This is a genomic window from Nocardioides sp. JCM 18998, assembly GCF_055391535.1.
The window spans coordinates 3,702,894-3,715,119 of record NZ_AP043886.1 but is presented as its reverse complement, the minus strand read 5'-3'; the positions used below and the strand labels follow the sequence as shown (position 1 = coordinate 3,715,119).

Annotated in this window: 17 protein-coding genes; 7 read left to right on the top strand and 10 right to left on the bottom strand. The window is 70.9% G+C overall.

The window, feature by feature from the left end; translation table 11 throughout:
- Window positions 1-47: 47 nt before the first annotated feature.
- The gene (locus tag ACZ5L9_RS17520) at window positions 48-1,025 is read left to right on the top strand and encodes an Lrp/AsnC family transcriptional regulator (protein ID WP_464530116.1); all 978 of its coding nucleotides are present in this window, start codon (window positions 48-50) and stop codon (window positions 1,023-1,025) included.
- 106 nt (window positions 1,026-1,131) lie between these two features.
- Window positions 1,132-2,781: an alpha/beta fold hydrolase gene (locus tag ACZ5L9_RS17515; RefSeq protein ID WP_464530114.1), complete on the top strand. Its 1,650-nt coding sequence runs from the start codon at window positions 1,132-1,134 to the stop codon at window positions 2,779-2,781.
- A gap of 63 nt (window positions 2,782-2,844) precedes the next feature.
- Here ACZ5L9_RS17515 and ACZ5L9_RS17510 read toward each other — a convergent pair whose 3' ends face one another.
- Window positions 2,845-3,294: a MarR family winged helix-turn-helix transcriptional regulator gene (locus ACZ5L9_RS17510; protein WP_464530111.1), complete on the bottom strand. Its 450-nt coding sequence runs from the start codon at window positions 3,292-3,294 to the stop codon at window positions 2,845-2,847.
- An 87-nt stretch (window positions 3,295-3,381) separates the two neighbouring features.
- Here ACZ5L9_RS17510 and ACZ5L9_RS17505 point away from each other — a divergent pair, with 87 nt between their 5' ends.
- Window positions 3,382-3,855, top strand: a complete 474-nt coding sequence (locus ACZ5L9_RS17505) for a PNPOx family protein (RefSeq protein ID WP_464530108.1) — start codon at window positions 3,382-3,384, stop codon at window positions 3,853-3,855.
- Between the two features lie 4 nt (window positions 3,856-3,859).
- Here the strand turns inward: ACZ5L9_RS17505 and ACZ5L9_RS17500 are convergent, their stop codons facing one another.
- The 4 genes from ACZ5L9_RS17500 to ACZ5L9_RS17485 all read right to left on the bottom strand — a co-directional run bounded on the left by ACZ5L9_RS17500 (window position 3,860) and on the right by ACZ5L9_RS17485 (window position 6,291).
- On the bottom strand, window positions 3,860-4,267 hold the full coding sequence (locus tag ACZ5L9_RS17500; RefSeq protein WP_464530106.1) for a hypothetical protein: 408 nt from the start codon (window positions 4,265-4,267) through the stop codon (window positions 3,860-3,862).
- A gap of 61 nt (window positions 4,268-4,328) precedes the next feature.
- Entirely contained in the window at window positions 4,329-5,003 is a 675-nt protein-coding gene (locus ACZ5L9_RS17495; RefSeq protein ID WP_464530104.1) for a hypothetical protein, read from the bottom strand.
- A 110-nt stretch (window positions 5,004-5,113) separates the two neighbouring features.
- On the bottom strand, window positions 5,114-5,545 hold the full coding sequence (locus tag ACZ5L9_RS17490) for a universal stress protein (protein ID WP_464530102.1): 432 nt from the start codon (window positions 5,543-5,545) through the stop codon (window positions 5,114-5,116).
- Between the two features lie 35 nt (window positions 5,546-5,580).
- Window positions 5,581-6,291 carry a DedA family protein gene (locus ACZ5L9_RS17485; RefSeq protein WP_464530099.1) on the bottom strand — a complete coding sequence of 237 codons (711 nt, stop codon included), beginning with the start codon at window positions 6,289-6,291 and terminating at the stop codon, window positions 5,581-5,583.
- A 79-nt stretch (window positions 6,292-6,370) separates the two neighbouring features.
- On the opposite strand from ACZ5L9_RS17485, the gene ACZ5L9_RS17480 reads away from it, so the two are divergent.
- From ACZ5L9_RS17480 to ACZ5L9_RS17470, 3 genes are read left to right on the top strand one after another with little or no spacing between them, the layout of a single operon-like run.
- On the top strand, window positions 6,371-7,057 hold the full coding sequence (locus ACZ5L9_RS17480) for a molybdopterin-dependent oxidoreductase (RefSeq protein WP_464530095.1): 687 nt from the start codon (window positions 6,371-6,373) through the stop codon (window positions 7,055-7,057).
- Entirely contained in the window at window positions 7,050-7,691 is a 642-nt protein-coding gene (locus ACZ5L9_RS17475) for a cytochrome b/b6 domain-containing protein (protein WP_464530092.1), read from the top strand. Before ACZ5L9_RS17480 ends, ACZ5L9_RS17475 begins: the two co-directional genes overlap by 8 nt.
- A 31-nt stretch (window positions 7,692-7,722) precedes the next feature.
- On the top strand, window positions 7,723-8,343 hold the full coding sequence (locus ACZ5L9_RS17470) for a hypothetical protein (RefSeq protein ID WP_464530089.1): 621 nt from the start codon (window positions 7,723-7,725) through the stop codon (window positions 8,341-8,343).
- A 4-nt stretch (window positions 8,344-8,347) separates the two neighbouring features.
- Here ACZ5L9_RS17470 and ACZ5L9_RS17465 read toward each other — a convergent pair whose 3' ends face one another.
- The 4 genes from ACZ5L9_RS17465 to ACZ5L9_RS17450 are packed head-to-tail and all read right to left on the bottom strand — an operon-like array spanning window position 8,348 to window position 11,254.
- Window positions 8,348-8,857, bottom strand: coding sequence for a hypothetical protein (locus ACZ5L9_RS17465; RefSeq protein ID WP_464530087.1), 510 nt, complete (start codon window positions 8,855-8,857; stop codon window positions 8,348-8,350).
- A 59-nt stretch (window positions 8,858-8,916) separates the two neighbouring features.
- The gene (locus ACZ5L9_RS17460; RefSeq protein ID WP_464530085.1) at window positions 8,917-9,540 is read right to left on the bottom strand and encodes a hypothetical protein; all 624 of its coding nucleotides are present in this window, start codon (window positions 9,538-9,540) and stop codon (window positions 8,917-8,919) included.
- On the bottom strand, window positions 9,537-10,874 hold the full coding sequence (locus ACZ5L9_RS17455) for an MFS transporter (RefSeq protein ID WP_464530081.1): 1,338 nt from the start codon (window positions 10,872-10,874) through the stop codon (window positions 9,537-9,539). Before ACZ5L9_RS17455 ends, ACZ5L9_RS17460 begins: the two co-directional genes overlap by 4 nt.
- A 44-nt stretch (window positions 10,875-10,918) precedes the next feature.
- Complete coding sequence (locus ACZ5L9_RS17450; RefSeq protein ID WP_464530079.1) at window positions 10,919-11,254, bottom strand: nuclear transport factor 2 family protein; 336 nt, start codon at window positions 11,252-11,254, stop codon at window positions 10,919-10,921.
- A 144-nt stretch (window positions 11,255-11,398) separates the two neighbouring features.
- Between ACZ5L9_RS17450 and ACZ5L9_RS17445 the strand changes: the two genes are divergently transcribed.
- Window positions 11,399-11,761: a YciI family protein gene (locus ACZ5L9_RS17445; RefSeq protein WP_464530077.1), complete on the top strand. Its 363-nt coding sequence runs from the start codon at window positions 11,399-11,401 to the stop codon at window positions 11,759-11,761.
- 48 nt (window positions 11,762-11,809) lie between these two features.
- On the opposite strand, the gene ACZ5L9_RS17440 is transcribed toward ACZ5L9_RS17445, so the two are convergent.
- The gene (locus ACZ5L9_RS17440) at window positions 11,810-12,205 is read right to left on the bottom strand and encodes a DUF1801 domain-containing protein (RefSeq protein WP_464530075.1); all 396 of its coding nucleotides are present in this window, start codon (window positions 12,203-12,205) and stop codon (window positions 11,810-11,812) included.
- Between the last annotated feature and the right edge of the window lie 21 nt (window positions 12,206-12,226).

Genomic DNA, 12,226 nt, shown 5'->3' with positions numbered 1-12,226 from the left:
GGCGGATATCGCCACCGACGTGGCGCAGATCACGTACGCTCGCACCCATGACGACGCTCGCTCACTCCGGCCGCACGCAGGCGCCGCTCGACGGACTCGACCGGCGCATCGTGGGCGCGTTGCAGGTCGACGGGCGCGCCTCGTGGCGTCTCATCGCCGAGGCGCTCGGCGAGCCGGAGCGCACCGTCACCCGGCGCGGGAACCGCCTGATCGAGGAGCGGATCGTGCGGGTGGTGGGGACGTTCGTCCGGGGCAGCGGCGTGATCGCCCGCGCGCAGAGCGCGCCGGGCATGCTCCGCGTCGGCACCCAGGCCTGGGCGTCGCGGACCGACTCGACGTTCGTCTACCTGCTCACCGGGGGCGCCGGCGCGGTCGCCGAGATCCACTGCCCGCCCACGCGGCTGCACACCCTCGTCGTCGACGAGCTGCCGGGCACGCCGGGCGTCACGTGGTGCACGGCCTCGCCGATCGTGCACTACTACAAGACCGTGCACGACTGGCAGCCCGATCTGCTGTCTCCCGACGAGGTCACCGCGTTGCGCCCACACAGTCTCCCGGCCACCCCGGTCGGCAAGGAGCAGGCACCGCTCAACGCCTCCGACCAGGCGCTGCTGCGCGCACTCGCCGAGGACGGCCGGCTCACCTTCGACGAGCTCGCCCGCGCCAGCCGCGTCTCGGAGACCACCACCCGTCGCCGGGTGGAGGCGCTGCGCGCCTCCGGCCGCATCTACATCCGAGCGGTCGTCGACCCCGCGGTCCTCGGGCTACCGGTCCACGCCCTGCTCTGGTTGCGCACGCCGCCCGCGCGGACGGCCGAGGTGGGTGAGGCGCTCGCCCGTTCCCCGTACGTGCGCTACGTCTGCGGTCTGCTGGGGGAGTTCCAGCTGCTCGTCGAGGTCGCCGTCCCCACCCTGGATGCGCTGCAGCATCTGATGACGACCTCCGCCTGGGCCGGCCAGGTGCAGAGCATGGAGACGTCGCTGGTGATCGAGACGCTGAAGTCCAGCCAGGTGATCTACGAGTAGAGGGCGTCGACGGAGCGGGTACCCGATTCGGGGGATTCTGCCAGCTTCCACTCAGGCGTTGAGTGTGGAGAGGCCGATCGGCCACTTCACCACTCGGGAGTATTCGATGCGGAGATCCGTAGGACTCATCGCGGTCGCGACCTTGGTCGGGGCCGGCTTCACGACAACCGGTGCGCAAGCCGCGCCCGCTCATCCCAGCAGCCACCAGCACGCCGCGAGGGTCGCCCACTCCCACGGCTACGCCCCGCCGCCGATCCAGTGGGGTCCATGCACGAGCGCGAGCCTGCAGAAGGCGGGCGCATCGTGCGGCATGGTCACCGTCCCGCTCGACTACGCGCGTCCGAACGGCACCAAGATCCAGCTCGCCGTCTCGCGCGTCCTGCACAAGACGAGCGACGCGGACGCCCAGGGCGTGATGCTGGTCAACCCGGGTGGTCCCGGGGGATCGGGGTTGGAGTACTCCCGACTCGGCCCGGCTGTTCCTGACGGCGGCGGCGATCCGTACGACTGGATCGGCTTCGACCCGCGCGGCGTCGGGGACAGCGTGCCGTCGCTGACCTGCGACGGCGACTACAACGCACCCGGCCGGCCCGCCTACGAGCCCGAGTTCGGGACCAAGTGGTACTGGCTCGCCAAGACGGCGGCCTACTCCCACGACTGCAAGCAGTCCGACGCGGCGGCACTGCTGCAGCACGACCACACCACCGACTGGGTGGCCGACATGGAGAGCATCCGCAAGGCCCTCGGCGTGCAGAAGATCAACTACTACGGCTTCTCCTACGGCACCTACCTGGGTCAGGTCTACGCGACCCTGCACCCCGACCGAGTCCGTCGGTTCGTCTTCGACGGCGTCGTCGACCCGCGCGACGTCTGGTACAAGGCCAACCTCGCCCAGAACGTGCAGTTCGACCGCAACATCGACACCTACTTCGACTGGGTCGCCGACAACAACGCGTCGTACGGGCTGGGCACCAGCGGCCGCGCCGTACGGGCGCTGTACTACCGGGTGCTCGACCGCCTGGGCGAGGATCGCGACCCCAACTTCGGGGCAGCCGACTGGGCCGACACGTTCCAGGACGCCGCCTACTACGTCTACGACTGGGACGACCTGGCGCACATCCTCGTCTCGGCCGCGCACGGCGACCTCGGTCCCGCGAAGGCGTGGTACGACGACCCGACCGGCCCCGGCGCGGACAACGAGTACGCCTCCTATCTCGCCGTCTCGTGCACGGACGCACCGTGGCCCTCGTGGCGGACCCAGGAGAGCGACGCCTATCGGATTGCGTCGTTCGCCCCGTTCCTCACCTGGGGCAACACCTGGTTCAACGCGCCGTGCAACACCTGGCCGGCGAAGGCGAGCACGCCGGTGAGCGTCGACGGCAAGAAGGTGCCGCCGATCCTGCTGATCGAGGAGACCAACGATGCGGCCACCCCGTGGCCCGGAGCCATCGAGGTCCGCAAGCGCTTCCCCGGCGCACGGCTGATCGAAGGGGTCGGCGGCACGACGCACGCCGGTTCCCTGTCGGGCGTCTCCTGCACCGATGACCGGATCGCGGCCTACCTGCTGCACGGCACGCTCGATCCGCGCAAGCCGGGCAACAACCGCTCCGACGTCCAGTGCCCGCCCGTCCCGCCGCCCGCCGCGACACCGGCCACGACGGCCTCCGGTCTGGCTCCGTCCGTCGGGTCGAGCCGCGGTGACCGGCTCGGCTCGCTGCGTCATCTGCTGACGAGCACCGGGCTCGGCGGCCTCTGAGCGAGCCTTTCGTACGACCCGTGGTGCCTTCCGCCGCTCCCGCCGCGGAACGGCGGAAGGCACTCACGCGAGCAGGCGGGCCATCAGCGCCATCAGCTGCTCCTGCTCGGCGGCGGTGAGGGGCGCCAGGAAGTCGTGCTGGACCTCGTCGACGACCCGGTCGAGGTCGGCGAGCGTCGCGCGTCCGTCGCTCGTCATCGTCACGATGTTGCGCCGCTTGTGCGCCGGATCGACGGTGCGCTCGACCAGGCCGCGCGACTCGAGCTCGTTCAGCGCATTGGTGACGTCGCTGCGGTCGATCCCGGTCCTGCGGCCCAGGTCGGCCTGGCTGGTCGGTCCCCCCTCGTCGAGGGCGGCGAGCAGCCGGTAGTGATAGCCGCGCAGGCCGCCGTCGTGTGCCTCGAACCCGGCGTTGAGCATGCCGAACGAGCGCGCGTGCAGCCGGTTCACCATCCAGGTCGCACGCTGGGCGACGCGGGACGGGGACGGGTCGTCACGGGGGACTGAGCGCATGGGCGTCACCCTAGCCGCTTGTGGGTCGCACCAACACTCAGATAGATTGGTCACGCCAACATTGGTCCGACCAACGTAGGAGTTGTCATGTCCCCTGCACCAGCCGAGCGCGCCCACACCCTGCCGGGTCAGCGGTTCGCGAACGCCGTCGTCCGCACCCTCCTGCGTACGCCCGGCCTGTCGCGGGTCGTCGGCGCGAAGCTCGTCACGCTGTACGTCGTGGGCAGGAAGTCGCAGCGCCGCTACTCGATCCCGGTCGCCTACCTCGCCGACGGTGGCGACCTCGTGATCGGCACCCCGTTCGCCTGGGGCCGCAACCTGCGCTCCGGCGAGCCGATCCAGGTGCGGCTCAAGGGCAGGATCCGCAGCGCCGACGTCCAGGTCTCCACCGACGAGTCCGAGGTGGTGGCCGGCTATGCGCTGATGGCGCGCGCCAACCCCACCTTCGCGAAGTTCAACGACATCACGCTCGGCGCGAACGGCGAGCCCGACCCGGACGACCTCCACCAGGCCTGGGTCGCCGGGGCCCGGGTGATCAGGCTCAGCCCCCGCATCGCCTAGCAGCTCAGTGCGCCGGCGAGCCGAGCGCGGCCGGGTGCCGCAGCCGGAGCAGTGTCAGCGCCGACACGACGGTGACGACCGCCTCCGCCGCCAACGCAGGGAAGCCGAGCGGCTCGGTCCAGTTGCCCACGTCGTCGCCGATCTGCGGCAGTCCGACCGTGCGCGAGAGCACGAACGCGATCACCGCGGCCAGTGCGACCACGCCGGTGACCGCCCAGACGAGGGGCGTGTCGGCGACCAGCAGCGCGAGCGCCAGGACGATCGCCGCCACAGACAGGGCGATGAAGAGCCACCCGACGTACGGCGCCTCCTCGAGGTGCTCGCGGACGAGGGGCACGTGCGTGCCAGCGGTGACGAGGAGCCCGAGGACCGCGGCCGCGCGATCGGGGCTGTGCAGGGCGTGTTGCTTCATGACGCTCACCTCCGGTGGTGCTGGGGTGGACGCGCCGCCACGCGCCCACCCCAGGCGCACCTCACTTGACGGAGAAGTACAGGAACAGGTTGGTCGGGATCGCAGCCGTGGTCTTGCCGGCCTTGATCTCCTTCTTGAGGAAGGCGGCCGAGCGGTGGGCGTTGATCTTCTTGTACTCGGCCTTGCTGGTCACCCCGACGACCTTCACGTCCCACCACTCCGGCTTGCCGTGGTTGCGGTCGGTGATGAAGTGGCTGTGGCCGGGCGTCGCCGAGTTCTTCAGCGCGTCGGTCAGCTGGGCGTCGCTCAGCTGCGGGTAGAGCGGCTTCAGTGCCGGCTCGAGCCGGGTGAGGTCGATCGTGGCGGGGTGGTCGACGCAGACCAGGCCGTCGGGGCAGTCCATCGCGGCCATCTTGACCTTGAAGCCGAGCGGGACCGTGATGAAGAGCGGGTCGTGGTGCTTCGCGGGAGCCGTGTGCCACTTCGCCCCGGCTTCACAGCCGGTGCTCGCCGAGGACGACACCGAGGTGTCGCAGAAGAATCCCTTGCTGTAGGTGAAGCTCAAGGCCTTGCCGTCGTAGAACGCCTTGGTCATGCCGAACTCGTTGGTGCCGTGGCCCGGCCCCATCGCCATCGCCGGGCTCGACGCTGCGACCGCAGCTCCGACGCCACCGGCGAGAGCCATCACCGCGGCAGCTGCCGCGAGTCGGGTCTTGCCACTTCCGAACTTGCTCATTGCCTTCTCCTCCGTCGTACCGAATGGTTCGATCAGTGGAGGTTCGGAGCGGTGTCCGGGAACGGATGGGTGTCGGCCGAAGACTTTGCTCTCAGGCGCGGAGTGCTGGGTCAGCCGCGAGCGTGGGTGTAGACGATGTGCAGGTCGCACTGCGCCTTGCGGGCGACCTCGCTGGCGATGCTGCCGAGGATGCGGGCGGCGCCCTGCACCCGCTTGTTGCCGACCACGATCATGTCCGCGTCCGTGCTCTGGGCGACCTCGAGGAGGGCTTCGGCAGGCTTGCCGCCGGCGGCCTGCGCGCGCACGGACAGGTTCGGGTAGACGTTGCGCAGCCGGCCGATCGTCTGCTCGGCCACCTCGGTGGCCGGCTCGACGGTGGTGAACACCAGGTCGCGGTCGTCCTGGACCCGCTCGACCTCGTAGTTGCCGTACGCGCACACCACCCGCAGCTCGGCGTCGAGGGCAACGGCCAGACGCGCCGCGGCCAGGGCGGCCTGTGCGGCCGGCTCGCTTCCGTCGACTCCGACGACGATCACGCCCATGCTGTGCTCCTCCGTGGCTCTGGTGCAGAACGCGATCAGCCTAGCGCCCGACGCCGCCGGGTCTGCACGAAGAGCACGAGCACGACGACCACGAACGCCAGATACGTCGAGTAGTGCTCGACCTGGTCGACCACGTCGACGGCCGGCTTGCCGATCGCGTACCCGAGCCCGACCATCGGGCCGACCCACAGCAGTGTCGCGACCAGGTCCAGGGCCAGGAAGGTCCGCAGGCGCATCCCGGAGAGCCCGGCCGTCACGTAGATCATCAGGGCGGGCACCGGCAGGTAGTAGGCGAGCACGACGGCTGCGGGGCCGAACCGCCGGGCGATCCGCTCGAGGCGCGCGATCCTGGCTTCGCCCTTGGCCATGCCGCGTTGCGTCGGAGCGCGACCCATCACCAGGTGCAGCGCACGATCGCCCCAACGCCGTCCTGCCCACCAGAAGACCCAGTCGAACATCATCGAGCCCGGCACGGCCGCCGCCACCGCGAACCACAGCGGCAGCTCGCCGAGCCGGCTGTGCGCCCCGACCGTCACCTCGGCCAGGGTCGAGCCACCGATGATCTCCAGCAGCAGCGGGTGCGCGCCGATCAGCGCCGGTACGAGCGGCCACATCGCCAGCGAGTAGACGACGTAGAGGCCGAGGAACCCGGCGAGCACGACGTCCGTCCTCCCGGCGCCCTCCGGCCACGGCCCACGCACGCGTCGCGGAGTCTGTGGGTCGGCGTCGTCCGTGGTGAAGGTCATCCGGGCCAGTGTCCACCATCGGCGTGGTTCGATGGACGCATGGCCGAAGAGCCGTCGATCGTCGTGGTGGTGGGGCGCGGTGGCCGGAACCCCTGAGGGCGCGCCGGTGGGCCGCCGCGTCGTGCTCGGTCTCCTCGGTCTGGGCGCGGTCGGCGTGGTCACCGGCAGCAGGATCCAGACCTGGCTGAGCGATGCGCTGGCGCCCGTGCAGCTGCACGACCCGACCGGCATCTCGGGGCTGGTTCCGCTGGGGGACACCTGGCGCTACTACTCCGTCACCGGGCCGGTCGCCTCGCGCGACGCCGCGTCGTACTCGCTGGCGGTATCGGGACTCGTCGCCCACCCGGGGAGCTACTCGCTGGCGGATCTCCGGGCGCTGCCGCAGACCGCGTTCACCGACACGTTCCAATGCGTCACCGGCTGGCGCGTGCCCGACGTCCCGTGGACCGGCGTCCGGGTGGCGGACCTGCTCGACGTGGCAGCGCCCACCGCTGACGCCGTCGGCGTCCGCTTCGGCTCCTTCGACGGCACCTACTCCGTCAACATGACCCTCGAGCAGGCCCGGCGCGACGACGTCATCGTCGCGTTGACGATGTACGGCAAGCCGGTCACCCACGACCACGGCGGGCCCGTGCGGATCTACTCGGGCTCGATGTACGGCTACAAGAGCACGAAGTGGCTCTCCACGGTCGAGGTGACCCCGGACGACCGGCCGGGCTACTGGGAGGCTCGCGGCTACCCGTTGGACGGGATCATCGGTGAGTGACGCCCCGGACCTCCACCGGTTCGTGCGCGTCGAACGCGTCGTGCACCGGCTGGTCGCGCTGCTGTTGGGCACCTGCCTGGTCACCGCGGCGATCCTCTACAACGGCTCCCTCATGCTGGCCGTCGGCCACCGCCACCTCGTCGAGACCATCCATGTGTGGTGCGGCATCGCCCTGCCGGTCCCGATGCTCGCCGGACTCGCATCCGCGGCGTACCGCCTCGACCTGCGCCACCTGAACCGGTTCACCCCGTCGGACTGGCGCTGGCTGCGCAGCTCGGATCGTCGCGACGGCACCATCGCCGTCGGGAAGTTCAACGCCGGCCAGAAGATCAACGCGTGGCTGGTCGCCGGCGCCACCGGTGTCCTGCTCGGCACCGGGGTGCTCATGTACTGGACCGGGCTCGTGCGGCTCTCGTGGCGCTCCGGGGCGACGTTCGTGCACGACTGGTCAGCCCTCGCACTCGGGCTGTTGGCCCTCGGCCACCTGGGCTTCGCCTTCCGTGACCCGGAGGCTCGCCGAGGGATGCGTACGGGCCGGGTCTCGGCGCGCTGGGCACGGGCCGAGCACGGCGCGTGGGCCGACGAGATCAGTGGATCAGCCGACGCCGAATCGCCGGGTCCGAACGCCCCGTGAGCGCCCGAGGCATCGTCGCGGTGGCGGCGTGATGGCTGCGGGTCCGAGGGGCCTCGTGCTGTGTGGGCCACCCTGCGTCGGCAAGACCGAGACCGGAGTCCTCGTAGCGCAGACGCACGGGTGGAGCTTCGACGATGCCGACCGCGAGCAGGCGTCCTGGCTGCTGGGGCTCGGGTGGGGGAGCGACACGTTCTCGCAACGGGTCGGCGAGGTCGGGCGGCAGCGGGCCTATCTCGAGTACGAGATCCTGCTGGCCGACTACCTGGCAGCGGTGCTCTCGGAGCATCCGACGGGCGTGATCGCGCTCGGTGCCGGACATGCTCATGCGGCGGGCGCCGAGGCGTCGGAGCGGATCGTGGCCACGTTGCGCGCCGATCCGCGTCCCGTCGTGCGCCTCCTGCCGGACCCCGATCCTGCGGTCTCGTGCGCGGTGGTGCGCGCCCGTGTGTCCGCCCGGGGCGACGACACGTATCGCCGTCCGGGCCGCGACCTCATCTCCGAGTGGATCGGGTCCCCGGTCATGACGCTCGCGTCCGACCACACGCTCTACACCGGCGAGGACGGCCCGACCGCGGTCGCCGCCTCGCTGGCGCGGTTCCTCGCCGATCTGCCTGGCGGAGGCCGGTGCGGCGCGGGAGCAGCAGGCCGCTGATGTCTCACGGAGTGATGGGTCCCACGGTGCTCGGTACCGGGGCAAGCGCCTCGACGACTGTTCGAGCCGTCGCCTCGTCGTACGGGCGGATCTTCACGGTGAAGCTCAGCCCGGTCACCGTGCGTGACGTGGCCACTGAGCACTCCCGGAGTCCGTTCGGTCCGCGGATCACGTGATCGAGACGCTCCATGGCGGCGCGCTGTTCGCGCACGAGGGCGCGTTCCCCGGCATTCCACTCGTCGTCGATGCCCGGAGTCGGAAGAACATTGAACTCCCGCATGACTCGAAGCGGGTGCAGGAAGTCCCAACGACGCCGAACGAGCGCCCGGGCGTGCATCTCGACGAAGCTGGGAGGAAGGAAGACATGGCGCTCGGCGAGCGAAGCACTGAGTCGTTCCATCACTTCGGGCACGTCGCGCCCGCGCGCATCGCGTCCCACGAGATCCGAGGCTTCGCGGATCGCGTGAGCTCTGGCGTGTGCGCGGCCCTCGGGCGTCTCGTGGCTCGGGTCCACGCGACGATGGTAGGCGATCTCGCCCGGGTGCGCAGTCGCGAGCGTCAGGTGTCGCGGCCTCAGACGAGCGAGCGAAGCCGCTCGGAGAGCGTCTGCTCGACGGCCCGGGTGACCGCTTCGGTCACGAGGGTGCTGAGCTGGTCGGTGTCGTCGAGATTCGTGAGCAGCGCGCGGACGTCGAGGTCGGTGATCGCCTGCCGCATGACCTCGTCGGTGGGCAGGGCCTGATTGACCAGGGTGTCGGGGAGCGCTCTGATCGCGAGCTTGACCAGGGCATTGAGGTCGGAGGCGTCCAGCGCCTGGTCGACCAGGTCTGCTGCGGGTGGCAGGGTTCCGTCCTGCTTCATCCGCTCGACGGCGTCGAGCAGTCCGGCACGGAGGGCGTCGACCTGGGCGTCCGTGGGGGCGGTGTGACCCTGGGCGAGGTCGAGGACCAGCGCTTCCCGTGAGGTGCCGAGGCGGCAAGCCGCGCCGTCGAGCCCGAGCAGGACCAGATCCTGACCGAGGTCGTCGAGCGTGGTCGGCGGGCTCGTCGGTGCGGAGTGCGCGGCGCAGGGGTCGGCCAGCGCTGTCGGCGCGTATTGTCCGCCGCCGCTCGCGACCTGCACGGCCAACACGACCGCCACCAGGGCGAGTGCGCCGAGCGGAAGCGCGACGAGGCGTACGCGCGCCATCGCGCTCATGCCGCCCTCCGGCGGACGGCGAGCGGCACCAGCGCCAACAGGGCGAGGGCCGCGGCGATCAGGAACGAGTCGCGGAAGGCACGGGTCGCGGCGCGCTGCACCTGGTCGATCAGGGCGTGTTCCAGTTCGTCGGCGGCTGCGCGGTCGGAGGACGCGATCGGGAGCGAGCGGAAGGCCGGACGGAGGTCCGGGACCTGGTCGGTCTCGCCGTCGAGCTGGGCGGAGAGCGCCTGGGCGATCGCGACCTTGTCGCTGGTCGGCATCGGCGCATCGAGGACCAAGGCGGTGATCGCGTCCTGCGCGGGTCCCCGGGCGGTGTTGAGGCTCGCGGTGAACACCGGGGTCAGGACGAGCAGCCCGGCGACCACGCCGAGGTGCCGCGCGGCGATGGTCCAGCCTCCATGCACCGCTCGGGGCAGCCGATCGCGCAGCGCCGCGGCGGTCAACCGGTCCACCGTCATGCCCAGCCCGAGACCGACGAGCGCCTGCGGGGCGATGGTCCAGGCGAGGTTGGCGGAGGGCAGCAGCGCCAGTCCGACCAGCCCGCCGGCGACGAGGATGCTGCCGGTGATCGCCTCCATCCGCGGACTCGCCCCGACGCCGCGTACCAGCGGCCGGGCCGCAGCCGCCGCGATCGGGATCACCGTCACGGTGAGGGCCGCGGTGGCGGGGGAGCGGCGCCACCCCTCGACCAGCAGCAGGACCAGGAGGAACAGCGCCGCCGTCAGCGCGGCGGAGAGGAGCGCGAGCGCGAGATTGGGTGCGAGCCGTGGACGGTGCCGCTCGGGTGTCGTGGCCCGGATCGGAGGGATGCTCAGGGCGGCGGGTACGGCCATCAGGGCCACCGGCACCTGCACCACGAAGATCGACTGCCACGAGATCGCCTGGGTGAGGAGGCCGCCGACCACGGGACCGGCCGCGGTGCCGACCACCCCCGCGGCTATCCACCACCCGACGCCACGCTGCTCGCCCCGTGCGCTCACCAACAGCTCGAGGGAGCCGACCAGCGCGAAGGCGCCACCCACGGCCTGCACCGAGCGAGCGGTGATCAGCACCTCCATCGACCCGGCCAGCGCGCACGCCGCCGACGCCAGCGCGAACAGGCTGATCCCGGCCGCGCAGCACCAGCGCTGGTCGATCCGCTCACAGATCTTCGCGGCCGGCACCGCACACAGCGCCAGCACGAGGTTGTACGAGATCAGCACCCACGCGATCCCCTGCACCGTCCCGTGCAGCCGCTGCAGGATCGCGGGCAGCGCGAGAGTCACGATCGCCGAGTCGGCGAGGACGAAGCCGACCGTCAGCGCGAGGAGGGGGACCTGGTAGCGACGCACGCGCCCATCTTCGCTGCTGTTCCGATCCTGTGTGTCGTGGACCGTCAGCGCACCGCCCCGCCGAAGAAGACCTGGATCTCGACGATCTGTCCGTCGACCACCGTGATGAGCTCGGTGTTGCGATGGGTGCCGCCGGTCTTGAGGTCGTACTCGTACAGGATGAACACGTCGCCCCCGCCGGCCGGCGTGACGTGGATCAGCTCCTGGCGGGCGACGCGGTCGGCGGTGGGGAAGCATCGCTCGAAGAAAGCGGCGCGGTCGATGTGGTCGTCCTGCGGGCTGGTGAAGATGAGGCTCTCGCCGACCAGCGCCTCGGCCGCGGCGCGGTCCTGTCGTACGTACGCGTCGAAGTTGGCGCGCACGATCTCCTCCGGTGTCATGGGGACCTCCTTGAGCCGGGTGCTGTGTCCTCCTCAGGCGAGGTACCCGCCCCGCTGCCTGACCACGGGGTGTCGTATCGAGGCGTTCCCGTTCGTAGCGTAGGTAGGGGCGGACATCGGGTGTGCCCGACGAAGGGAGCAGGGATGCCGGAGTACCTCATCTTCTTCAACCAGCAGTGGGTCGGCGAGCACGACGAGTCCTGGTACGACGGCCGCGTCGAACCGTCCCGAGCCGTCATCCGGCAGATGCAGGAGCAGGGCGTCCTGGTCTACGCCGGCGGCCTCGTCGAGGAGCTCGAGGAGGCCGCGAGCGCCGACGCCACCAGCGGTGACGTGCTCATCACCGACGGCCCCTTCGCGGAGACCAAGGAGTGGCTCGGCGGGCTCACCATCGTGGACGTTCCCGACGACGCGTCCGCCCGCATGTGGGCGGGGAGGGTGGCCGAGGGGTGCGGCTGGCCGCAGGAGGTGCGCCGCTTCAAGGCCGGCTCGATGCGGAAGGAGTAGGGCTCACACCCCGCTTCGTGCTGCAGGTAGCTGGGTCACGCGGCTGGGTCACTCGCCCGCGGACCGCAGGTGCCGCCAGCCGCCGGCGCGGTTGTTCGCCACGATGGCGCGCAGCAACGTGACGAGGGCGTCGTGGTCGACGGAGTCGCCCCGGTAGATCTGGATGGCGCGGGCCGTCGCGTTGCCCTGGCCCTGGTTGATCAGGCCGCCCGGGTCGGGCACGGTCGGGTCGTACAGGAACAGGTTCACGTGGTCGCGGGTCGCGAGCAACGCACAGACATTGCCCCGGAGCACGAAGTACGGCTGCACCGTCCGCTTGATCGTCTCCTCGATCGCGGGGTCGGCCTCCCAGATGATGTGACGCAACTCGGTGCAGAGCTCGCGCTGCCAGGTGGGCAGCGCGGCGAGGTAGGCGTCGACGCCGGGATGGGCCCGATCCGTCATGGCGACAACGTACGTCCGCGT